The sequence below is a fragment of the Streptomyces sp. NPDC049040 genome (assembly GCF_043197715.1).
Taxonomy (GTDB): domain Bacteria; phylum Actinomycetota; class Actinomycetes; order Streptomycetales; family Streptomycetaceae; genus Actinacidiphila.
On record NZ_JBICTO010000010.1, the window covers coordinates 23,106 to 46,150 of the forward strand.

Annotated in this window: 18 protein-coding genes and 1 riboswitch; of the genes, 9 read left to right on the forward strand and 9 right to left on the reverse strand. The window is 72.0% G+C overall.

The window, feature by feature from the left end; all coding sequences use genetic code 11:
• Window positions 1–166: 166 nt before the first annotated feature.
• The 5 genes from ACGFMP_RS23975 to ACGFMP_RS23995 all read right to left on the reverse strand — a co-directional run bounded on the left by ACGFMP_RS23975 (window position 167) and on the right by ACGFMP_RS23995 (window position 6,731).
• Window positions 167–3,094 carry a hypothetical protein gene (locus ACGFMP_RS23975; protein WP_393675018.1) on the reverse strand — a complete coding sequence of 976 codons (2,928 nt, stop codon included), beginning with the start codon at window positions 3,092–3,094 and terminating at the stop codon, window positions 167–169.
• A 358-nt stretch (window positions 3,095–3,452) separates the two neighbouring features.
• Window positions 3,453–4,442, reverse strand: a complete 990-nt coding sequence (locus ACGFMP_RS23980; protein WP_393675019.1) for a transporter substrate-binding domain-containing protein — start codon at window positions 4,440–4,442, stop codon at window positions 3,453–3,455.
• 127 nt (window positions 4,443–4,569) lie between these two features.
• Window positions 4,570–5,322 (reverse strand): amino acid ABC transporter ATP-binding protein, encoded by a 753-nt coding sequence (locus tag ACGFMP_RS23985; protein WP_393675226.1) that lies wholly within the window; start codon window positions 5,320–5,322, stop codon window positions 4,570–4,572.
• A 17-nt stretch (window positions 5,323–5,339) separates the two neighbouring features.
• Window positions 5,340–6,386, reverse strand: coding sequence for an amino acid ABC transporter permease (locus tag ACGFMP_RS23990; protein ID WP_393675020.1), 1,047 nt, complete (start codon window positions 6,384–6,386; stop codon window positions 5,340–5,342).
• A gap of 210 nt (window positions 6,387–6,596) precedes the next feature.
• Entirely contained in the window at window positions 6,597–6,731 is a 135-nt protein-coding gene (locus ACGFMP_RS23995) for a putative leader peptide (RefSeq protein ID WP_393675227.1), read from the reverse strand.
• Window positions 6,732–6,913: 182 nt separating this feature from the next.
• A riboswitch (SAM riboswitch) is annotated at window positions 6,914–7,028 on the forward strand.
• Window positions 7,029–7,066: 38 nt separating this feature from the next.
• On the opposite strand from ACGFMP_RS23995, the gene ACGFMP_RS24000 reads away from it, so the two are divergent.
• The 7 genes from ACGFMP_RS24000 (at window position 7,067) to ACGFMP_RS24030 (ending at window position 13,871) form a co-directional block, all read left to right on the forward strand.
• The gene (locus tag ACGFMP_RS24000) at window positions 7,067–7,168 is read left to right on the forward strand and encodes a putative leader peptide (protein WP_393675021.1); all 102 of its coding nucleotides are present in this window, start codon (window positions 7,067–7,069) and stop codon (window positions 7,166–7,168) included.
• Window positions 7,169–7,518: 350 nt separating this feature from the next.
• Complete coding sequence (locus ACGFMP_RS24005; RefSeq protein WP_393675022.1) at window positions 7,519–8,724, forward strand: LLM class flavin-dependent oxidoreductase; 1,206 nt, start codon at window positions 7,519–7,521, stop codon at window positions 8,722–8,724.
• Window positions 8,725–8,760: 36 nt separating this feature from the next.
• Window positions 8,761–10,140: an NtaA/DmoA family FMN-dependent monooxygenase gene (locus ACGFMP_RS24010; protein ID WP_393675023.1), complete on the forward strand. Its 1,380-nt coding sequence runs from the start codon at window positions 8,761–8,763 to the stop codon at window positions 10,138–10,140.
• Window positions 10,137–11,231, forward strand: coding sequence for an LLM class flavin-dependent oxidoreductase (locus tag ACGFMP_RS24015; RefSeq protein WP_393675024.1), 1,095 nt, complete (start codon window positions 10,137–10,139; stop codon window positions 11,229–11,231). The genes ACGFMP_RS24010 and ACGFMP_RS24015 overlap by 4 nt, the downstream gene beginning before the upstream one ends.
• A gap of 14 nt (window positions 11,232–11,245) precedes the next feature.
• Entirely contained in the window at window positions 11,246–12,376 is a 1,131-nt protein-coding gene (locus ACGFMP_RS24020) for an LLM class flavin-dependent oxidoreductase (RefSeq protein ID WP_393675025.1), read from the forward strand.
• Entirely contained in the window at window positions 12,373–12,981 is a 609-nt protein-coding gene (locus tag ACGFMP_RS24025; protein WP_393675026.1) for a flavin reductase family protein, read from the forward strand. The genes ACGFMP_RS24020 and ACGFMP_RS24025 overlap by 4 nt, the downstream gene beginning before the upstream one ends.
• Window positions 12,978–13,871: a DUF1684 domain-containing protein gene (locus ACGFMP_RS24030; protein ID WP_393675027.1), complete on the forward strand. Its 894-nt coding sequence runs from the start codon at window positions 12,978–12,980 to the stop codon at window positions 13,869–13,871. Before ACGFMP_RS24025 ends, ACGFMP_RS24030 begins: the two co-directional genes overlap by 4 nt.
• Before the next feature lie 142 nt (window positions 13,872–14,013).
• Here the strand turns inward: ACGFMP_RS24030 and ACGFMP_RS24035 are convergent, their stop codons facing one another.
• The 3 genes from ACGFMP_RS24035 to ACGFMP_RS24045 form a co-directional block, all read right to left on the reverse strand.
• On the reverse strand, window positions 14,014–14,625 hold the full coding sequence (locus ACGFMP_RS24035) for a pyridoxamine 5'-phosphate oxidase family protein (RefSeq protein ID WP_393675028.1): 612 nt from the start codon (window positions 14,623–14,625) through the stop codon (window positions 14,014–14,016).
• A 427-nt stretch (window positions 14,626–15,052) separates the two neighbouring features.
• The gene (locus tag ACGFMP_RS24040; RefSeq protein ID WP_393675228.1) at window positions 15,053–16,045 is read right to left on the reverse strand and encodes an NAD(P)-dependent oxidoreductase; all 993 of its coding nucleotides are present in this window, start codon (window positions 16,043–16,045) and stop codon (window positions 15,053–15,055) included.
• Window positions 16,046–16,060: 15 nt separating this feature from the next.
• Complete coding sequence (locus tag ACGFMP_RS24045) at window positions 16,061–18,304, reverse strand: RICIN domain-containing protein (RefSeq protein ID WP_393675029.1); 2,244 nt, start codon at window positions 18,302–18,304, stop codon at window positions 16,061–16,063.
• A gap of 448 nt (window positions 18,305–18,752) precedes the next feature.
• Here ACGFMP_RS24045 and ACGFMP_RS24050 point away from each other — a divergent pair, with 448 nt between their 5' ends.
• Entirely contained in the window at window positions 18,753–20,624 is a 1,872-nt protein-coding gene (locus ACGFMP_RS24050) for a beta-galactosidase (RefSeq protein ID WP_393675229.1), read from the forward strand.
• Window positions 20,625–20,667: 43 nt separating this feature from the next.
• Here ACGFMP_RS24050 and ACGFMP_RS24055 read toward each other — a convergent pair whose 3' ends face one another.
• Window positions 20,668–21,474, reverse strand: a complete 807-nt coding sequence (locus tag ACGFMP_RS24055) for a GntR family transcriptional regulator (RefSeq protein WP_393675030.1) — start codon at window positions 21,472–21,474, stop codon at window positions 20,668–20,670.
• Window positions 21,475–21,846: 372 nt separating this feature from the next.
• On the opposite strand from ACGFMP_RS24055, the gene ACGFMP_RS24060 reads away from it, so the two are divergent.
• A complete protein-coding gene (locus tag ACGFMP_RS24060) occupies window positions 21,847–23,007 on the forward strand; it encodes an SIS domain-containing protein (RefSeq protein WP_393675031.1) in 1,161 nt (386 codons plus the stop codon).
• The last annotated feature ends 38 nt before the right edge of the window (window positions 23,008–23,045 follow it).

The window sequence follows — 23,045 nt, forward strand, 5'->3', positions numbered from 1 at the left end:
CCCCGCGGCCGCGCCCTCCCCCGGCCGGGGCCGGCCCCCCGGGCCCGCGCCCCCCCCGGGGGGGGGCCCGGGGGGGGCCCCCCGGCGGGGGCCCCCCCCCCCCCCGGGCCCCCTATCCACATGCGCTCGCCCACCCGGTCACCCGCGACCGGTTCCGGCGAGTCCGTCAGGGTGTCACGTAGTCGATCTCGAAGCCGTCGAACGTGGCGTACTGACCCGACAGCTTGCTCACCACGATCGTGTGCAGCCCGGCCGGCAGCGGCGCGCTGGTGTAGACGGCCGTGTCGGCGTGGCGGATGCCGTCGGCGGGGACCGTGTCGACGACGACGGGGGCCGCGCCGTCGATGGACACGCCGATGGCCCCCTGGTCGGTGTACTGCTCGCCGAAGACCTTGATGCCGGTGCCGATGAAGGTGAACGACAGGCTGCTGCCGTTGCTCCCCGCGTAGTGGATGTCGCCGTTGTGGTCGCCGTAGCTCCGGCCGGCCGCGTAGCTCCAGCCGCTGTAGGCGAGGGAAGGTTCGGTGTCGTCGATCCGTACCGCGGCCTGCGGGACCCCGACGTGGACGGTGACGCCCGCCGACGGCTTGGAGGTGGCACCGTTCCTGTCGGACTGCGTGGCGGTGAGCGTGTGCTGGCCGGGAGAGGAGCCGGTGACCGCGCAGGCCCACCTGCCGTCGGCGCCGGTCACCCCGGTGCAGCCGGTGTGGTCGAGGGAGACGCCGACGGTGACGGTGCCGCCGGGCACTCCGGTCCCGCGCACCGTGTAGGGGTCGGCCAGGCCGGCCTCGCCGTTGGCCGGAGCGGTGATCACCGGCTTGGGGACGTAGGTGCCGACGGTGACGTCGGTGCCGTCCGCTCCCGGCGGCACCGTGGCGGTCAGGAACCCGGAGGACAGCAGCCGTACACCCGTGGAGCGCTGGTCGCCGAAGTACACCGGGGTGCCGGGTGAGAAGCCCGATCCGGCGATGAGCACTTGGGCGGTCGCGGAGCCGGTGGCGACGGGGGCGGGCGCCGAGATGTAGCTCGCCTGCGGTTGCAGCGAGGCTGCCAGCGACTGGTAGGCGCCGGTCAGTCCCGCGCCGCTGAGTATCGGGTCCGGGATGTCGCCGGGGCCGGGCGACGCGGGGATCGTGGTGTTGCCGCTGATGTGCGAGTCGACCGGCGGGTTGCAGTCGTAGCTGCCGGCCCGGTCGGAGAAGTAGTTGCCGGTGACCCGGAAGTGGCCCGTGGACGAGCATCCGCCCTGCGCGGCGATGGAGGCCAGCGGGTGGAATTCGGCGTTGCCGCTGAAGTCGATCCACTCGGAACCCGCGTCGTCGTAGTACGCGTTGTACGGGGCGCCGTCGTTGTACGCGACGTTGCCGGTGACGTGCAGGCCGTTCGCGAGCGTGGCCGCCGCGTCGATCGTGCCGTCGGCCTGGAGGACGTACTGCGCCTGGTGGCCCTCGATGTAGATGGCGCCGCCGTCGGCGAGCACCTTGAGGAAGTCGAAGATCAGGTTGTCGCTGATCGTGTTGTCGGCGTTGATGTTGGTGGAGTTCTGCGGGTGGTCGGCCTCGTCGACGTGGCCCTGGATGACGCCCGCGGTGATGCCGGTGTACGGCAGGTCGTAGAGGTCGTTGTGCGTGATCGTGGTGTGCCGGCTGAAGAGCAGCGTGATTCCGCAGGCCGAGGGGTAGTCGGTGCCGATGTGGTGGATCACGTTGTTCGCGACCGTGGTGTGGTCGAGGATCTCGTTCTCCCCGACCGGGTCCTTGGCGACGGCCTTCGGGTCGGGGGTGCAGCCGGCCTGGATCACCGACGCCGGGGTGGCGGTGGGGGTCGGGTCGTAGGTGCAGCCGAGGATCAGCGCGGTCGACGCGATGCCGGTGAACTCGTTCCCTTCGACGGCGTTGCCGGAACCGCCGTACTTGAAGCTCAGGCCCGCGCCGCCGAGGTCGACGAACCGGTTGCCGCTGATCGTGACGTGGCTGGAGGCGCTGAAGGAGACGTTGCCGGGGGGCTGGGTGAGCGCGCCCCACGGACAGCTGCCGGCGGGCGTCGAGAAGGTGCACAGGCCCTGGTTGTTCGCGCCGGTCCTGCGCAGGTTGCTCTGGACGTCGGCGAAACCGACCGTCGAGGACGGGTCGTTCCAGGTGGCGTAGGAGAATTGGAGGCCCGAGAAGGTGATGTCGTGCAGGGGGTCGCGCAGGCTCCCGGCGCCTTGCAGCAGCGTCTCCAGCCGGGGGAGCTCGACATCGAGGGCGGCCATGTGGTCGGTGCTCCTCGGCGCGTAGTAGAGCTTGCGCGCGGCGCTGTCGAGGAACCACTGCCCGGTCTGGAGCAGACCGGCGGCGTTCTCGATCGTCGAGGGCATCCGGGAGGTGGGCATCGACGGCAGGCCGCCGGAGCCCTGGGTGAAGGGCGCCCCGTCGGTGACGTTGGTCCAGCAGGGCTGGTCCATGGTCAGCAGGTTGCCGGACATCGCGGCGACCCGGCACTTCGAGTCGGTCCAGGGGCCGCTGCCACCGGGGTAGTCGAATTCGACCTGGGCCAGCTGCGCGGGGGTGAGCCGGCCGAACCAGGCCAGGGCCGCCGGGTCCTTCGACAGGTCGTATCCGGTGGCCGAGCCGACCCAGCTGCCCGTGAAGTGCAGGGCGGCAGGTGTGGCCTGCGCGACCGGGGCTTCCGTACCGTCGATCCAGAGCTGCCGGGTGGCGCTGCCATGGGGCACGCTCGCCGACCACACACCGGTGCCGCCGACCTGCGACCAGCCGGTGACGCGGGTGGCGCCGGAGATCACCGGGTGCGCTCCCGGCGCGGCGCGCCAGACCACCGGGTGACCGCTGCTTCCCGAGTCGGCTGCGCCGAACCTCCACGGCTCGCTCAAACGGTAGGTGCCGCCGGTCAGTTCGACCGTGGCGCCCGCGGCGTGACGGCCCTTGGTGGTCTTCCGCACCGCGGACTGCGCCGCTGGCAGCGAGCACGGATTCCGCGCCGTGCACGCCGCGCCATGGCCGTCAGGCGCCGCCCACAGCACCGGCCCTGTCGCCGCCTGCGCGGGCGCCGCCGACAGGGCGGGTGCCGCCCCTGTGATGCCGAATACAACCACCGCAACGAGAGTCTTCCACGATGACGCCATCCACTTCATGTGCGCTCCGGAACCGCCGGCCCGCGAGCTGATCCGCGGGGGGAGACAAGACATCCGATCAATGCGGCCACAGGCTGGCAGTCCACTGGGTGATCGTCAAGAGGTTGTGCAGGAATGCCAATTCAGGAGGTCGAGGTGGCCGATGGATGGTTTCCCTGCACGCTCAGTGATCGGATCTCTGCCGCGCTCCGGGGCGGGACCGACGTCCTGGCCTGACGTCCAGGCCCAGCCGCGCACGTGAATGGCGACCGGCGTCGATGACGCGGACGCGGGCCCGGGGTGGAAAGCCGCGGGCCCGCGTCCGGAAGGCTCGCCGGGGTCAGAAGGACGGCTTCGGGTTCACCTCCGACGTGGCGATCCCGCTGCCGGGGAGGTTCCACTTGGCGAAGATCCTGGCGTAGTCGCCGCCGGTGATCAGCTTGTTCACCGCGTCGCGGAGCGCCTTGGCGACGGGCGAGTCCTTCGCGGTGACGAAGCCGACCGCCGTGGTGCTGATCTCGCCCAGGAACTTGGTGTTCGGCAGGTGCGCCGCCTCGTATTTCACACCCAGCGTCGGACCGAAGCTGACATCGACCTTGCCGTTCTGCAGGCCGAGGAGGATCGTCGCGTTGTCGGAGAAGTACTGCACCTTGTACGGCTTCCTGCCGAGTGCCGCGCACTTGCCCGCGCCGTCGGTCAGGATCTGCTGGAAGGTCGATCCCGGTGCCGTGGCGATGGTCAGGCCGCACAGGTCGGTCAGCTCTTTCACGGTGTCGACCGGTGTGTCCCGGGAGCCGAGGAAGGCCTGGCCGTCGTTGAGGTAGGTGGCGAAGTCCACCACCTTCTCCCGCTCCTCGGTGACGCCGAAGTTGTCCTGGCCCACGTCGTAGCGCCCGTTCTGCACACCGGGGATCACGGTGGGGAAGGTGCCGTACTGCACGTCCCACTCGATGCCGAGCACCTTGGCGACGGCATTGCGCAGGTCGACGTCGAGGCCGACAGGGGTGCCGTTCACCTCCCCGCCGTGCGGCAGGCCGACGGTGCCGGGCGCGCGGGTGGTCCCCAGGATCAGCTTGCCGCCGTCACGCACCTTGGCGGGCAGTTCCGCCCGCAGCGCCGGGTCGGCGGCGATGGCGGAGACCACGTCCTGCGTCGGGATCGCAGCCGAGTCGGCTGCCTTCGCGCCCGGCGCGGCGGGGCCCTTGCCGCTGTCCTGGGCACCGGAGCCCGAGTCGTCGGAGGAGCTGCCGCAGGCGGCGAGGAGTATCAACCCCGCGGTGGCTGCGGCCAGGTACGGGATACGGCGGCTGAAGCGGCGTTCGGTGGTCACGGCAGTGCCTTTCACAAGGTGGAGCCTGCGGGAGGTGCGGAGCGGTGCTGCGGGCCGGCGGCGGCGACGGCCCGGCAGGAAGGTGCCGGGGGCGGGGGAGTTGCGGAAGGGGGCGGCTCGGACACCGTCACAGCACGGCGGCCAGGAAGGACCTGGCCCGCTCGTGCCGGGGGTCGGTCAGGACGTCCGCGGGCGCGCCGGACTCGATGATCCGGCCGCCGTCGAGGAAGACCACGGTGTCGGCCACCTTCCGGGCGAAGCCGATCTCGTGGGTGACGACGATCATGGTCATCCCGCTGAGCGCCAAGTCCTGCATCACGGCGAGGACTTCGCCGACCAGTTCAGGGTCGAGCGCGCTGGTCGGCTCGTCGAACAGCAGCAGCCGCGGCTCCATGGCCAGCGTGCGGGCGATGGCGACCCGCTGCTGCTGGCCGCCGGACATCTGCCGGGGGTAGGAGTCCTCCCGGCCCGCGAGGCCGACGCGTGCCACCAGTTCGCGGGCCCGGGCGACGGCGTCCTTGCGCGACAGGCCGCGTACCGCCACCGGCGCCTCGATGATGTTCTCCAGCACGGTCATGTGCGGGAAGAGGTTGAACTGCTGGAAGACCATGCCCACATGGGCGCGCTGCCTGGTGACCGACCGGGACCGCAGCTCGCGCAACCGGTTGCCGTCGCGGCGGTAGCCGACGATGTCGCCCCCGATCTCGACGAAGCCGGCGTCCGGCCTCTCCAGGTGGTTCACGCAGCGCAGCAGCGTCGACTTCCCGGAGCCGGAGGGCCCGAGCAGCACGGTGACCTCGCCCTCGCGGACGTCCAGGTCGATGCCGTCGAGGACGGTGTGGGCGCCGAAGCTCTTGCGCAGCCCGCGGATGCGCACCAGCGGGCGCTCGCCGCCGGTCATGACAGTCCCGCCAGGTCGGTCCTGGCCCGGCCGAAGAGCGGGATGTTGGACCGCGTCACCTGCCACAGCCCGCGGCCCTGGCGGCTGCCCGGCCGGTTGCTGCCGCGTGCGTAGTGGCGCTCGACGTAGTACTGCCCGATCGAGAGCAGGCTGGTCAGGATGATGTACCAGAGGGTGGCGACCAGCAGCAGCGGCATGATCAGGAAGTTCTGGTTGTAGATCAACTGGGTGGAGTACAGCAGGTCCTGGACGGCGATCACGCTGACGATCGAGGTCGCTTTGAGCATGCCGATCAGCAGGTTGCCCGAGGCGGGCACGATGGCCGGCATGGCCTGCGGCAGCACGATCCGGCGGAAGATCCGACCGTCGCGCAGGCCGAGTGCCTTGGCGGCCTCGCGCTGCCCGGGGTCGACGGACAGGATGCCGCCGCGGACGATCTCCCCGGAGAACGCGCCCACGTCCAGGGTGAGTCCGATGTAGGCGGCGAGGATGCCGCTGAACAGGTGCGCGGTCCCCATGCTCGCGAACTCGGGGCCAAAGGGCACGCCCACCGACAACCTCGGGTAGAGGGAGGCGAGTTCGTACCAGAAGAGGAGCTGCACCAGTGGCGGGACCGAGCGGATCAGCCAGACGTAGCCGAAACTCAGCCCCCGCAGCACCGGGTTGCCGGACAGCCGCATCGCGGCGATGCCGATCCCGAGCAGGTAGCCGCTGGTCATCACCGCGGCGGTGAGCCAAAGGGTGAGCACCAGGCCGTGCAGGATCGAGCCGCGTAGGAAGTACCGGCCGACGACGTCCCACTGGAAGCGGTGGTTGGCCACCAGGGTGTGCACCAGCATGGCGAACAGCACCAGCAGCACCGCGGCGGAGATCCACTGCCCGGGGCGGCGCAGCGGGACCAGCCGGGCGGCCAGCAACTCCCCGTCCGCCGGTCGGCTGTCCAGGGCGTGCGGTGGCCGCCGGCCGGACGCCGGCTCGGTCGGGTCGGGCGGGGGATGACCGGGCGCGGCAGTGGCCGGCCCGGAGAGGTCGTGCTGGGTCATGAGGGGTCCCGTCTCGTCGGGGAGCGCGGCAGCGCGCGGCGGCGCGGCACCCCGCACGGGGGCACCGGACTGCCGCTGGGGCTACCGGGAAAAGGGTGGAAGGAGGCGGCGCCGCGCACGGCGGGTCCGCGCGCCGGTCACCGGGCGCACGTCAGGATGCCGTGGACGGGCGGGAGTTCGGGGCCGGCCGGACAGCGGGCCCGCAGGCGGTCAGTGGACCGCGGTCGTTTCCGGACACAGGGCGCTGCTGACACGCAGCAGATCGACGTGCCGCCGGGTCACCCGGGTCCTGAATGAGCCATCGGGGGACGACTCGCGGTCGCGCTGTGCCGCGTCCATGTCCATCCCCTCGCTCTCTTCGAGTCGCACTCGTCGGCCCTGTTCGAGGGCCCCATGCCTACAGCACGTTAACCGCAGGGCAGCGGCCAGACAATCCCCCGACGGCTCCGGCGGCCGGGAAGCGACGGGTGTCACTCCTGGCCGGAAGGGATTGTGTTCGACGGCGCGGCGGAGTTACCGTGCTTGCAGGTCATGAGCGTCAGCAACCAAGGCCCTGGCCTGCTGACCGGCAACCCTCCGTCGCGGCGGGGTGCTCCAGGTGACGACCCGGCGGGGCCGACGACGGCCCGGCAAGTGCGAACCCGGCAGGCGTGAGCCGCTCGGGACGGGGAGGTGACGAGGTGCCGGAGACCACCGAAAAGCCGCTGCCCTCCATCGCCATGTTCTCGCGCCGGCACATCGACCTCCAGCGCGTCGCCGGCGCACTGTGTCCGGGCCGCTGAGGCAGTACCGGTCACCGGCCACTGCCACACGTCCCGTGCCATTGCGGTGACCGGGAAGGTCCACCCGCTCGCGACGTCCCGCACGGCGCCGAGCGGCGCCGCCGGATCAGTCGCGTAGGCCCACCACCGGGCCGATCCGGCGCCCGCGCCGCACCGCACACGACACCGCGAGCCTCCGGCACACCTTCCCGGTCACCGCACCGGCCCGGCTCCACGCCCCTCCTCCTTCGCTGAACCCCGCCGGGCCCACGCCCGGTGCGGGCCTTGTTCGGCATGCCTGCCACGGCGGTCGGCATGCCACCGCGACGGCTGTCCGCCTGCGCTCCGTCCGACCAGGAAGCGGTACGCCCATGTCCCGATCCCCCTCTCTCCTCCACCTGGCCGTCGCGCTGGACGGTGCCGGCTGGCACCCGGCGGCCTGGCGGGAACCCGATGCCCGCCCCGCGGACCTGTTCACCGCCGCCTACTGGGGCGGCCTGGCCGCGCAAGCCGAGCGCGGCCTGCTGGACTTCGTCACCATCGAGGACTCCCTCGGCCAGCAGTCCACCCGCTTCACCGGACCCGACGGGCGCACCGACCAGGTGCGCGGCCGGCTGGACGCGGTGCTGACCGCGGCCCGGATCGCCCCGCTGACCGAGCACATCGGGCTGATCCCGACCGCGGTGGTCACCCACACCGAGCCCTTCCACCTCTCCAAGGCCGTCGCCACCCTCGACCACGTCAGCGGCGGCCGGGCCGGCGTGCAGGTCCGGGTGTCGGGGCGGGCCGACGAGGCCGCGCACTTCGGCCGCCGCGAAGTGCCCCGGCTGCCCGTCGCGGAGCTGGACTCGCCCGCCGGACTGGCGCTGCTGCACGAGCTGTTCGGCGAGGCCGCGGACTACGTGGAGGTGGTGCGGCGGCTCTGGGACAGCTGGGAGGACGACGCGGAGATCCGCGACGTGGCCACCGGCCGCTTCATCGACCGCGCCAAACTGCACTACATCGACTTCGAGGGACGGCACTTCAGTGTCAAAGGCCCCTCGATCACCCCGCGGCCGCCGCAGGGCCAGCCGGTCGTGGCCGCGCTCGCCCACCGCGCCGAGCCCTTCCGGCTGGTCGCCACGTCCGCCGACATCGGCTTCGTCACCCCGCACGACACCGCGCAGGCGGCGGCGATCGTCGACGGGATCCGTACCGAGCAGGACCGGGCCGGCCGGGCCGCCGAGACCGTGCACGTCCTCGCCGACCTGGTGGTCTTCCTCGACGAGGAACCCGGCCGCGCCGCCGAGCGCAGGGCGCGGCTGGACGCCTCGCTCGACGAGCCGTACACCGGCGACGCCCTGGTCTTCGCCGGCACACCCGCGGAACTGGCCGACCTGCTGGCGGAGTTCGCCCGCAGCGGGCTGAGCGGCTTCCGGCTGCGGCCGGCCACCCTGCCGTACGACCTGGCGCAGATCACCGGCGGGCTGGTTCCCGAACTCCAGCGGCGCGGGGCCTTCCGGCAGGCGTACGAGGCCGGCACCCTGCGCGGGCTGCTCGGACTGCCGCGCCCCGCCAACCGCTTCACCGCCGCCTGAGCGACCCGCGCGACACTCCCAGGAAGGCCAACCCGCATGAGCAGCACGCCCAAGCAGATCCATCTCGCCGCGCACTTCCCCGGCGTCAACAACACCACCGTGTGGAGCGATCCGGCGGCCGGCAGCCAGATCGACTTCAGCTCCTTCGTCCACCTCGCACGGACCGCGGAGCGGGCCAAGTTCGACTTCCTGTTCCTCGCCGAAGGGCTGCGGCTGCGCGAGCAGGGCGGGAAGATCCACGACCTGGACGTCGTCGGCCGCCCCGACACCTTCACGGTGCTCGCGGCCCTCGCCGCCGTCACCGACCGGCTCGGCCTGGCCGGCACCATCAACTCGACCTTCAACGAACCGTACGAGGTGGCCAGGCAGTTCGCCTCCCTTGACCACCTGTCCGCCGGCCGCGCCGCGTGGAACGTGGTGACCTCGTGGGACGAGTTCACCGGCGAGAACTTCCGCCGCGGCGGCTTCCTGGCCCGCGAGGACCGCTACGAGCGGGCCGACCAGTTCCTGACCGCGGTCAAGGTTCTGCTCGACTCGTGGCGCGGTGACGAGATCGCCGCGGACAAGGAGTCGGGCACCTTCCTGCGGGACCCGGACGCCGGGCGGTTCGCGCATCGCGCCGGCCAGTTCGACATCGGCGGCCGCTTCAACGTGCCGCGCAGCCCGCAGGGCCGGCCGGTGATCTTCCAGGCCGGCGACTCCGAGCAGGGCCGGGAGTTCGCGGCCTCCGCCGCCGACGCGATCTTCACCCGCCACGGCACCCTCGAAGCCGGCAAGGCGTTCTACGCCGACGTCAAGGGCCGGCTGGGCCGATACGGCCGGTCGCGGGACGAGCTGCTGATCCTGCCCGGTATCACCTTCGTCCTCGGGGACACCCCGGCAGAAGCCGAGGAACGCGCCCGCCTGGTCCGGCGCCAGCAGGTCAGCGGGCCCACCGCGATCACCTTCGTGGAGCGCGTCTGGAACCGCGATCTGAGCGACCACGACCCGGACGGTCCGCTGCCCGAGTCCGAGCCGCTGCTCGACGCGGATCCCATCGTCCGCGGCCGGGCCGACTCCTCAGGGCAGGACCGGTTGGCAACCGCCGCGCACTGGCGCGCGGTTGCCGAGGAGAAGAAGCTCTCCCTGCGCGAGCTGGTCATCGAGGTCACAGGACGGCAGTCCTTCGTCGGCACCCCCCAGCAGGTCGCCCGGGCGCTCGACGACTTCGTGCAGGCCGACGCGAGCGACGGCTTCATTCTCGCGCCGCACCTGACCCCCGGCGGCCTCGACGAGTTCGCGGACACCGTGGTGCCGCTGCTCCAGGAGCGCGGGGTCTTCCGCACGGAGTACGCGGGCGAGACCCTGCGCGACCATCTCGGCCTGCCGCCCCTCGCCCGGCCGGCCGGCGGCGCCCGTACGGAGGCGGCGTCGTGAAGTTCCTGACCATCACCCTGATCGCGCACAACCCGCACCCGGTCACCGGGGTGCTCAAGTCGACCCAGGACCGCTTCCGGGAGGTCGTCGACAACGCCCTGCTGGCCGAGGAGCTGGGCTTCGACGGCTTCGGCGTCGGGGAACGCCACGAGCGCCCGTTCATCTCCTCGGCGCCGCCCGTGGTGCTCAGCCACCTGGCCGCGCTGACCTCCCGGATCCGGCTGTTCACCGCCGTCACCACCCTCAGCCTGCTCGACCCGGTCCGCGCCTACGAGGACTACGCCACTCTCGACCACCTGTCAGGCGGACGGCTGGAACTGATCGTCGGCAAGGGCAACGGCTCAGCCCAGCGCGAGCTGTTCCACGTCACCACCGACGACCAGTGGGACCGCAACGCCGAGAGCTACGAGCTGTTCCGGCGGATCTGGCGGGAGCCGAAGGTCACCGCGCAGCCGGCCTTCCGGCCGGAGCTGCGGGACGCCGAGGTGCTGCCGCGCCCCTTCCAGAACCCGGTCAGGGTCTGGCACGGCAGCGCCACCAGCCGGGAGTCCGTCGACCTGGCCGCCCGCCACGGCGACCCGCTGTTCTCCGCCAACGTCACCAACCCCATCGGGCCCTACGCCGAACTCGTCCGCCACTACCGTGAGCGCTGGGAGCACTACGGCCACGACCCGGCGCTCGCCGCCGTCGGCGCGGGCACCGCCGGCTACTACGCGGCCCGCACCTCGCAGGAGGCACTCGCCGCCTACCGGCCGGTCTTCGAAGGCCACCTGGCCTTCCAGCGGCGACTCGGCATCGAACCCGTCTTCCGCACCCTGGAGGACTTCGCAGAGCGCAGCTCCGCGCTGATCGGCAGCCCGCAGCAGGTCATCGAGAAGGTGCACCGCTACCACGAGCAGCTCGGGCACACCGTGCTGCACCTGCACGCCGACGCGGGCGGCCTGACCGAGGCCCAGCACCGCGGCGCGCTCGAACTCTTCCAGTCCGACATCGCCCCCGTGCTGCGCAGGGACATCCCCGACCCGCCGTGGGTCTGGGGCCCGGCCGGAGTGGACGACTCCGCCCGCCCGGCGACCCCCGCCCACGTCTGACAAGGAGCACCGCCGTGTCACACACCCCGCTCGCGGTCCTGGACCTCGTGCCGATCTCCACCGGATCCACCGCGGGCCAGGCGCTGCGCAACAGCATCGACCTGGCCCGGCACGCCGAAGAATTCGGCTACGCGCGCCACTGGTTCGCGGAACACCACCTCAACCCCGGCGTGGCGGGCACCTCACCGGCCGTCGTCCTCGCGCTCACCGCAGCGGCCACCAGCACCATCCGGCTCGGTGCCGGCGCCGTACAGCTCGGGCACCGCACCGCGCTGTCCACGGTCGAGGAGTTCGGGCTGCTCGACGCCCTGCACCCCGGCCGGTTCGACCTGGGGCTCGGCCGCTCCGGCGGGCGCACGGCACCGGCCGCCCAGCCGCCGGTGCCGATCGGCGCCGCCGCGGTGGTGGACGGCCACACCTCCAACGGGCTGCGGATCCCGGCCCCGTTCTCGTTCGAGAAGCTGCTCGCCTCGCCGCGGTTCGCGCTGCACAAGCGGCTGCTGACCCAGCCAGGCGCCGAATCACAGCCCTACGACGAGCAGATCGCCGACATCCTGGCGCTGCTGGACGGCAGTTACGTCACGCAGGACGGTGTCGAGGCGCATGTGGTGCCCGGCGAGGGCGCTGACCTCCAAGTGTGGATCCTGGGCAGCAGCGCCGGGATCAGCGCGCAGGTCGCGGGCGCCAACGGGCTGCGCTTCGCGGCGAATTACCACGTCAGCCCGGCCACCGTACTGCAGGCGGCAGAAGGCTACCGGGCGGCTTTCGTGCCCTCGGCGGAGCTGGAGCGGCCCTACGTCAGTGTCTCCGCGGACGTCGTGGTGGCCGAGGACGAGGCCACCGCGAAGGAACTGGCCACCGGCTACGGGCTGTGGGTGCACAGCATCCGCAGCGGGGCGGGCGCCATCCGCTTCCCCACGCCGGACGAGGCCCGCTCGCACGCCTGGAGCCAGCAGGAGCGGGACCTGGTGGCCGACCGCGTCGAGACCCAGTTCACCGGGTCGGCGGAACAGGTGGCCGACCAGCTGGAGACGCTGCGCGACGCCACCGGCGCCGACGAGCTGGTGATCACCACCATCACCCACGACCACGCCGACCGGGTGCGTTCGTACGAGCTGCTGGCGCAGGAGTGGAAGCGACGATGACGACCCGGAACCTGCTCGAAGATCAGGCACGCACCAGCGGGCAGGGCCAGCCGCAGGAGCAGGACCTGTCCCCGGCCGGGCTGCGCAGGGTGTTCGGTGCCTTCCCGACCGGGGTGACGGTGATCGCCGCTCTGGTGGACGGGATACCGGTCGGCCTGACGGCCAACTCGTTCACCGCGGTGTCGCTCGACCCGCCGCTGGTGTCGGTCTGCGTCGCCCACACCTCGACCACCTGGCCGCGGCTCGCCGACCGTGCCCGGCTCGGCGTGACGGTGCTGGGCGCAGCCCAGGAGCGCGCCTGCACCCAGCTCGCCTCGCGCAGCGACGACCGCTTCGCGGGCCTGGACTGGCACGCCACCGAGGACGGCGCGGTGCTGCTCGACGGCGCCGGCGCCTGGTTCGACACGAGCGTCGAGCAGCGGATCAGGGCCGGCGACCACGACATCGTCCTGCTGCGCGTCCGCGCCCTGGACGCCGATCACGCGGTGCCGCCGCTGGTCTTCCACGGCAGCCGGTTCCGACGGCTGGAGCAGCCCGCCGCCGGCATCGGGCACCGTCCCGCACCACTCACCCCGCACCCCACAGGAAACCAGGAGTCGTCATGACCGCACAGGCAGCAGAGACCGACCGCGCCGCCTTCGCCCAGGAGTGGCAGGAGTGGCACGAACAGAAGGAGAAGGTGCTCGCAGGCCCGCACGGCTTCCTCGCCATCACCGGCCTGCACTGGCTGGACGCCACCCCCACCCGCTTCCCGGACGCCCCCGGCACCTGGTCGAGCACCGCTGACGGCGTGGTGGTGGAACTCGCGGACGGCGAGGAGCTGACCCTCGAAGGGCAGGTCCTGCGCGGGCGGCACGAATTCGGCGTGATCGAGGAGCGGGCGAGCCTCTTCCCCGCCTCGGGCGACGCGGTGATCGAGGTGGCCAAGCGCGGCGGATACGACATCGTGCGCCCCCGGCACCCCGAGAACGCGCTGCGCCTGGCCTTCACCGGCACCCCCGCCTACGCACCGGACCCCCGATGGGCACTCGCCGGCCGCTACGTGCCCTTCGACGTGCCCCGCCCGACCACGGTGGGAGCCGCGGTCGAAGGCCTCCAGCATGTCTACGACGCCCCCGGCCAGGTCGAGTTCGAGCTCGACGGCACGACCCTGCGGCTGACCGCGTTCAACGGCCACGCCCCGGGCAGCCTGCTCGTGCTGCTCACCGACGCGACGTCGGGCGTGACCACCTACGCCGCCAACCGGGCGGTGTCCATCGACGCGCCCGACGCCGACGGCCATGTGCTGATCGACTTCAACCGGGCCGCCAACCTGCCCTGCGCCTACACCGACCTGGCCACCTGCCCGCTGCCGCCGGCCGAGAACCGGCTGCGGGTGGCGATCGAGGCGGGGGAGAAGACGCCGACCGCCCCGGTCCTCACGAGCAGGTCCGTCCCCACCGGCGGCGCCGCGTCCGCCCCGGCCGAGGGAACCGCAGGCCACGACGGGCCCTGACCTCGCCGGCTGCCGGCCGCCCTTCCGGCGGCCGGTGGCCGTAGGGTCGCGGGACACGGAGGGCCGGAATCGGGCGGGACACGGCACCGCACCCGGTCCGGGCCGTTCCGGCGCGTCGCACGCGCCGCCGGTCCCGGCCCCCTCACATGGTGTCGATACGGCGGCCGGTGATCGCATCAGGCCGGATGCGCATCCACACGGGACGGTCGCCACCGGCCCATGGCTCCGCCACCGCCCGATCGGTGAGGGACCGCACCGCCGCCACGTCGTCGATCTCCTCCGCGGTCCCGCCGACCAGGACGCTCCAGCCCTGGCTGATGCGTTCGTCCATCCGGTCCACCTGGAAGGACACCGGCGCGCCGGTCTCCAGCGCGGCCGGCCCGCCGAGCGCCGTCCGGTAGACGATGGTGCGCGCCTCGACGGCGTAGTTCACCGGGAACACCAGGGGACTGGGGTGGACGGGCAGGGCGATGCGGCCCACACCGTGGCTGCCGAGCCGGTCCCAGCACTCGGTCGTGGAAAGCCGGACCAGCACCGGCCGCGCGCTCGGCCGCGCCTGCCCGGGGGGCGGGTCGTCGCGGCCTTCCAGCAGCTCCTGGTATGTCAGGCCGAGGGCGGCGGCGATCCGCACGCAACCGCCGGGATCGAAGCCGGGGCCCGCGTCCAGTACCAGCCGCAGGTAGTGGGGCGACATGGCCGCCAGCAGCGCCAGCTCCTCCTCGGACATGCCGAGCTGCGCACGACGATCGTCCACTCGGGGCGCAAGACCTGCCTGATCGGTCCGATGCCTCCCAGCTCCGCCACTCCGAGCCACGGCAGATCCTCTCTCCTCCGGCTTTCCGGATGTGTGCCCAGCCTCACCCCTGGCTCTGGACCGCGCCACGTGGCCGCTGCCGCGGGGCACGCAGGGGCGGCTGCGCGGCTCGGACCGTTTCAGCCGGATGGACCACACCCCGACACGACCGGCGTCCTCCGCTTGCAGGGGTGTGCGCAGCCGGGCGATCCGGTCCTGCCGGGTCGGGCCAGGTCCGCCCGGCCGTGCTCCGCTCCTCCGGCGCGTTCCCCTGCGGGCGCTTCCCTTGTTGGTGACACCGACTCCGCCCTTGTAGGGCCGCGCGGCAACGGCGGGCAGAAATCGCCGAATTGAGGTGGCCGACCGCCGGCGGTCACCGGCGTCGGGGTCATATCCCCATCTTGCCGTTCTGCCCTTGGTGCGGCGGGGGCGTCCTCAGGTAGTCGACGGCCGCGAGGTCGTCCCGGTCGTGCCCGGCCGCGGCGGTCGCGTGCAGGCGGTCCCTGACGGCCTGGAGCAGCGGGCTGGGGGCGACGGCCTCCGCGGCCAGGTCGAGGTCCTTGAGGGCGAGTTGCACCGCGAAGCCGGGTGCGTAGGAGGCGTCGTCCATCGCGCCCACCTTCTGCATCTCGTACGGCATCGCGAGCGGGCCCGCCCCCAGGACCTGGACGAAGGTGGAGTGGTCGATGCCGAGCGCGTCGCACACCGCGAGCACGTCGCTCATCGCCACCGTCGAGGCGGCCATCCAGGCGTTGACCGCGAGCTTGACCGCGCTGCCCTCGACCCCCGTCCCCACATGCATCACCGAAGAGCCGAGGTCGTCGAGCACGGGACGTGCCCGTGCCAGGACGTCCTGCGGGCCGGCGACGATCCAGACGAGCTTCCCCTGCCGGGCGGGAACAGTGCTTCCCGAGACGGGTGCGTCCAGGTAGGCGACTGCGTGGTCGCGGGCCATCGCGGCGAGTCCACCGGCGCTCTCCGGGCCCACCGTGCTCGCCTGGACCCAGACGGCGCCTTCGGCCAGCCGGGTGACGGTGTCCGACATGACCGCCGCCACCGCGCCGCCGTCGCGGAGCACGGTGATCACGACGGACGCTCCGGACACGGCGTCACCCGCATGCCGCACCGCCGTGACGCCGACCGCGTGCTCCGCCGACGCACGGGCCCGCTCCCCGGTGCGGTTCCACAGCCGCACCTCGTGTCCGGACTCTCCGAGCCGCCTCGCCATCGCGGTGCCCAGTGCGCCCGCCCCGAGGACGGCGACGGTGGTGGTGTCCGGCATCGGGGGCGTCCTCTCCGTGGTTTCCCTTCCCCCCGTCCATCTTCGACCGGGAACCCGGGTATTTCCTGGCGAGGCGGCCCGTGCGCGAGTCAGCCCGATGGGCGGATCGACCCGTCAGGGGGACTCGTACCAGCCCAGCGTCCACTGCTGCGAGGCCGTCGCCGAGGACGGCTGCTGGGTGACCGGCGAGCCGTCCGATGCCGACGCAGTCGTCAGCAGCAGGCCGCTGCTCACCGACGTGACCGTGTACGTGCCGCCGGACTGCCGGGCAAGCCTCCAGCGCTGGTTGGCACCGCCCGTGCAGGTGTACTGGATGATCGCCGTGCCCGCTGTCGTGGCGCCGCCGTCGACGTCCGCGCACAGGCCCGATTCGGTGTTGAGGAGCTGGTAGGAGCCGTCGGGCTGCCGGGTGAACCGCCAGAGCTGGTTGGGACCGCCGTTGGCGGTCCAGGTGACGAGCCGGGTGCCCGCGGTGGTGCTGTGGCCCGGGTCGTCGAGGGCCTTGCCGCCGATGGACAGGGTGTGCGGTCCGCTGAGGTCGCCCGGCGAGGTGCCGACCGCGGTCATCGTCAGTGTCTGCTCTGCCGCGGAGCGGGAGGCGCCGACGCTGTTGCCCGTGGTGTCGGTCCAGGCGCGGACGGGCGTGGTCTCGGCGAGGCGGCCGGCGGCCGATGACAGTCCGACGACCAGGCCGCTGTAGCGGTTCACCAGCCGGTAGGTGCCGGTTGCGGCGCCGGTGCCGGGAGCGGTGGTGGGGATGACGAACCACTGCTGGCCGACGGTGGGACCGCCTGTTCCGGCCGCGGTGACGGTGGGTTTCGTGCCCCACGCGCGGCCGGCCGCGGGTGTGGTGGGGACGCCGAGGAGTCGGCCGGTGGAGGCGTTGGTGATGCGGTAGGAGCCGTCTCCGTTCGTGGCGAAGGACCATGCCGCCAGGGCGGAGCCGCCGGCGGCGGGCAGGGACGTGGTCGTCGAGCCGCCTGAGGTCTGGGCGAGGAAGCGGCCCGCGCCGCCGGCGATCGTGTAGGTCTTGGCGGGGTCGAGGAGTGCCGCGGCAGGCGCGGAGGAGCCGACGGTGAGGTTGACGTATTCGCCTGAGGAGCCGCCCGAGCATCCGAAGGAGCAGTACGAGCGGAAGCTCTTGCCCACGATCGTGGAGCTGGTGCGGTTCGCGCTGTCGAGGAACCAGCGGTACCAGGAGGCCGTGGTGTAGCTGCCGGTGTCGCCGAGCAGCTTCCACTTCTGGGTGGCGAGGTTGTCGGTCGCGTAGAGCTGCTGCGGTGCCGATCCGCTCTGGCCGACCGCCTGCGGTTCGCCGATGTACAGGCCCAGGTAGGCGTTGTAGGTGATGTCCATGACGAACAGCGGCGAGGTCGGGGGCGCGGTGCCGGCCGTCACCTGCTGGTCGGCTGTGCCGGTGTTCGCGGGGTCGTACTCGGCGGCGGGGGGCGTGTAGCCGGTGGCGCTGCCGGAGGTGACCGGCACGATGTTGCTCTCCTTGCCGCCCACGCCCGGCTGAGACCAGGCGCCGTTGTACCACTTCTGCCAGGTGCCTGCGGCCATCTTGCCCGACAGCGGGGCGCGGGCGACGTGCTCGTAGAAGTTGTGCCAGCCGCCGGTCTTGTCGATGATCCGCGAGCCGTAGTAGGCGTAGAAGTATCCCGAGGCGGTGTCGACGAACAGCCGCTGGTCGCCGTCTCCGTAGTAGTACGTCTGCTGCGGGAAGGCCGTGGTGTCACCACGCTTCGTGCTGTAGGGGGAGGTGATGGCGTGGTTCTTGATCGCCCACGTCCTGCCCTGGTCGGTCGAGACCGCGTAGTCGATGGCGTCGTAGTGCGAGCCGTCGCCGAACGGTGAACCGGTGAACTCGTTGTGGACCAGGCCGTACCAGTCACCGGTGTCCGGGTCGACCCACACCCCTGACAGGTCGCAGAAGTTCGGCTGGGCGTATCCCGTGGTGGCGGTGTTGGTGGCTTCCCGGCCGGTCGGGCTGTTGTTGCAGCGCCAGGTGGTGTCGTTGTTCCTGTCCTGGGAGTTGGCCGGGTTCACCGCGTCGCTGACGCCGGAACGCGTCACGGAGTCGATGTCGGTGCCCGTGAAGAAGGTCCAGGCGCGGCCGTCTGTCGGGCCGTACAGGGAGTGCGACTGCTGTAGTTGGAAGGTGCCGTCCTTGTCGATGTACGGATAGCCCGGGGTGTCGTCCGGGTGCGTCCAAGTGCCTTTCGCCCCGACGGTGACGGTGTAGGTGGGGGTGGGGGCGGCAGCCGACGCCGGCTGCTGCCCTGCTGTCGCCGCGGTGACCAGGGTCAGCGCGATACCGGCAGCGATGCCGAGGTGTTTCGCCCTTCGATGTGACACGTTTCGCAGGCCTTCCTGTGGGGGTGAGCAACCTCCGATGAGACCGATCCCATCCATGAATCCGGTGGTGCCGGGCGGATCTGCGGCGCAACTATGGCAGCGAATGTTATCGATGCCAAGGGCTTGGGCCGCGCTGTGTCCGGCTGCCGTCAGTGCGGGGAGGGTCGGCATCTGCCCGAATCGCTGCGACGTGCGGCTTCCTTCACCCTGGCATCGCCTGCGGGGCTTGCCTGTTGTCGGCTCGGTGTTATCGATGCCTGTGGTACCTCAGCGGACGGGTAATCACACAGCCATGCGGGCATCTCAGAGGGTTGGCATCGATAACATCGCCATGGGACAGTGACACGGCAATCGACGGCGAAGTGCGCCCCCGACAGCGGAGACCGCGATCATGGCAGCAATGGACAGTGGCGGGACCATCACGTCGATCCGAGGCGTGGCGGTCGGTATGGGCGGGTGGGAAAGCGGACCGGGAGGCTCCGCCGGCCAAGCCCTCGCCACGGCGGGGCCCGCTGACGGACTGCCGGAGACACGGTCGTGCGCACCGGCGCTGACGTATGCCGACGGGGTGCTGCTGCGCCAGGGCCGCCCGCACCGGATCCTTGCCGGCTCCATGCACTACTTCCGTGTCCATCCCGGCCTGTGGGAGGACCGGTTGCGACGGCTGGCCGCCATGGGCCTGAACACCGTCGACACCTACGTCGCGTGGAATTTCCACCAACCCCGCCGTGGGCGGGCGCGGTTCGACGAATGGCGCGACATCGAGCGCTTCATGGACCTGGCCCAGGGCACGGGGCTGGACGTGATCGTGCGTCCTGGGCCGTACATCTGCGCCGAGTGGGACAACGGCGGCCTGCCGGTCTGGCTGACCGGAGTGCCCGGGATGCGGCCCCGCTCGTCCTACGAGCCGTACCTGGACGCGGTGGCCGACTGGTTCGACGAGTTGATCCCGCGGATCGCCGACGCGCAGGCCTGCCACGGCGGCCCGGTGGTCGCGGTACAGGTCGAGAACGAGTACGGCAGCTACGGGGACGACACCGGCTACCTGGCGTGGGTGCGGGACGCCCTGGTCGGGCGGGACATCACCGAGCTGCTGTACACCGCGGACGGACCCACCGAGCTGATGCTCGACGGCGGCACCCTGACCGGCGTGCCGGCCTTCGCCACCTTCGGGTCGCGCGCCGCCGAGGCGGCCGCGATGCTGCGGGCACGGCGGCCCGGTGAGCCCTTCATGTGCGCGGAGTTCTGGAACGGCTGGTTCGACCACTGGGGCGAACCCCACCATGTGCGGTCGGCCGCGAGTGCCTCCCAAGGGCTCGGCGAGATCTTCGACGCGGGCGGCTCGGTGAGCATCTACATGGCGCACGGCGGCACGAACTTCGGCCTGTCGTCCGGCGCCAACCACGACGGCACCCGCTTCCAGCCGACCGTGACCAGCTACGACTCCGATGCCCCGATCGCCGAACACGGTTCACCGACACCGAAGTTCTTCGCGCTACGGGAGCGTATGCGGGCTCTGACCGGTGCCGAGGCGGGCCCGCTGCCCCCGGATCCCGTCCTGCTCGCGCCCCGCACCCTGCCGCTGGTGCGCGGCGGCGGCCTGCTCGACGCGCTGACCGCCCTGTCCCAGCCGCCGGTGGCGTCGCCGCATCCGCTGAGCTTCGAGGAGCTCGGGCAGCCCTCGGGCCTGGTCCTCTACCGGGGCGCCCCTCGTATCCCGTCAGGGGAGCACGAGTTGACGGTCCACGGCCTGCACGACCGCGCCCAGGTCTTCCTCGACGGTGTCCCCGCCGGCGTACTCGACCAGGAGACCGGCTCACTCCCCATCGCGGGCTCCGGCGAGCGCGTGCGGCTCGACCTGCTCGTCGAGAACCAGGGGCGGATCAACTACGGCCCGCTGCTCGGCCAGGGCAAGGGCATCCTGGGCGGTGTCCGGATCGACCGCAGGCTCGTGCACACCTGGCAGGTCCACGGCCTGCCGCTGGACGAATGGACCTCGGCCCAGGTGCTGCGGGCACCGGCGGCCGCCGCGCCCGCGGGCCGGACCGGTTTTGCCGGCGCCGGCTTCGAGGCACCCGAGCCCGCGGACACCTTCCTGGCCCTCCCCGGCTTCGGCAAGGGCTTCGCCTGGATCAACGGCACCCTGCTGGGCCGCTATTGGGAGATCGGCCCGCAGACCACCCTCTACGTGCCCGCGCCGCTGGTGACGCCCGGCCGGAACACCGTGACCGTGCTGGAACTGGAGCACTTCGGGGAGCGGCTGGAGCTGCGGGACCGGCCGGAGCTGGGACCACCGGAGGAGTTCGTCGAGACCTTCTGAGTCGCCGGACCGGCCCTGCAAGGCCCATCCCGTCGAGAGCCGTTCAGGAGGAGATCGAGGCCCGGAAGCGGTAGCGGTCGCCGCGGTAGATGGCCAGGGTGAGTTCGAGGGGGCGGCCGTCCTGGTTGAAGGCGAGCTGGTGCGCGAGGAGCACCGGTGTGGCGTCGCTGATCTCCAGGAGTTCGCGTTCGGTGGCGTCCGGCTGCCTGGCCTCCACCGAGTAGTCGGCGACCCGTGGGAGTTGGGGTGGATCGGCGCTGCGCAGCGTCCCGAAGAGCGACGCCTGCGTGAAGTCGGTGGTGGCGAGTGCGGGGCACAGCGCCAGCGGTAGCCGGTTGTGCTCGACCACGACCACCTGGCCGTCCAGGAAGCGCAGCCGTCGCATCTCGAACACCGCTGTGCCAGGGCCGACGCGCAGGGTTTCCGCTTCGCCGACGGTCGCGGGCCGGACCGCGGACTGGAGTATGCGGCTGTGGGTGGCCAGACCGTGCTTGGCCGCGTAGTCGGCGAAGCCCTCGACGCTGCGTGCGCCCGACCCGGGGACCTCAGGGGTGTCGGCGTCGCCGCCGAGCGGGAAGCCGGTCGACTGCCTGACGAACCAGCCCCTGGCCGCGGCCGATTCGACCATGCCCCTCGCCGCCAGATCGGTGAGCGCGGCGCGCATGGTGACGCGCGAGACGCCGTATCGCGCGGCCAGGACGCGCTCCGACGGCAGCCGGTCGTCCGCTTTGGCGCCGTCGGCCGAGATGTCGGCCCACAGGCGGGTGGCGACCTGGGCGTACAGCGGCAGTGCGTCACCGCCCAGGAGGCCGCGGGGGAGTCGGTGAGCCGGGTCCGGAGGAGTAAGCATACCAGAAGCATACCAGATAGTGACCGTTGACGACCGCAGAGGAGGCCAGTACCGTTCCCAGCGGGCCTCGGCTCATCCGCTGGTCGTCGTGACGGCCGCTCCACGGATACGGCGGAGTGGCCGGGCCGTTGTGGCGAAGGCGGCTTCCGGTCTGCTGCGTTGACGCGATGGTCGTTCCGGCGCGCGGCAGGCGGCTGCCACCGCCTGCGGTACGGCAGAGTGGCTCGAACTGGTCTGCAACCGGACCAGGCGGCGGCCGGCGACAGCCACCAGAGCCGAACCACCGGCGGGCCCCTGGGCCCGGAGGAGTGGAGCGGACCTGCTCGGCGCGGGCATCGCCCGCGCCCGCGACCCGACACGCAAGGAGTATCTGTGACATCCGGTTCCGGCAGTCCCTCCGTCGACGACGGTGCAGTCCACACCGTCCGCGAGATCGCCCAGCAGCCCCGCCTGTGGCGGGAGGTCGATCGGCTCGTCGCGGCCTCGCGGGAGTCGCTGGACGCGTTCCTGCACCCACTGACGGCACGCGGTGACCTGCGGGTGGTGCTCACCGGCGCCGGCACCTCCGCTTTCGCCGGCCAGGTGCTGCAATCGGCACTGGCCCGGCGGCTTGGACTGCGCGTCGACGCGGTGTCGACCACGGACCTCGTCGCAGACCCCCGCGGATGCCTTGCCGAGGACGTGCCGACCCTGCTGGTGTCCTTCGCGCGGTCGGGCGACAGCCCCGAGAGCGTGGCCGCCACCGACCTGGCCGACCAGGTGCTCTCCGAGGTGCACCATCTCGTCATCACCTGCAACGCGGCCGGTGACCTGGCGCGAAAGCACACCGAACGCCCGGCGTCCCGGGTGCTGTTGATGCCTGCCGAGTCGAACGACCGGGGCTTCGCCATGACGTCGAGTTTCACCTGCATGGCACTGGCCGCGCTGCTTGTCCTGGGCGGCGGCGCGCATGACGGGATCGCGGAGCGCCTCGCACGCGCGGCAGAGTCGATCATGGCGGACGGCGGCGGCGCCGACGCGATCGCCGGCCTCGTGGACCGGGCCCCCGAGCGCATCGTCTACCTGGGCAGCGGGGCACTGAAGGGCCTCGCCCAGGAGTCGGCGCTGAAGGTCCTCGAGCTCACCGGCGGAGCCGTCGTGGCCGGCTCCGAGTCCTCGCTGGGATTCCGCCACGGCCCCAAGGCGGTGCTCAACGAACGTACGGCCGTCGTCGTCTACCTGTCGAACGACCCGTACACCCGCCGGTACGACCAGGACATCGTCGCGGAGCTGCGCGGAAATCTCCCCGCCGGCAGCGTCGTGACCGTCACCGCGGTATCCGGCGCGGAGCCCGCGGCCTGCGGTGCCGACACCTGGACGGTGCCCGGGCTCGACGGCGTCGAGGACGTCGTCCTGGCCCTCGCGGCAGTGGTCTACGCCCAACTCATCGCCTTGCGGACCTCGTTGGCGCGGGGGATCAGGCCCGATGAACCCTTCCCCTCAGGCGAGGTCAACCGGGTCGTGCGCGGCGTGGTCCTGCACCCCCTCACGTAGCCCGCCGCTCGCCGTCACCCCCCGATCCCGGCCGGTAC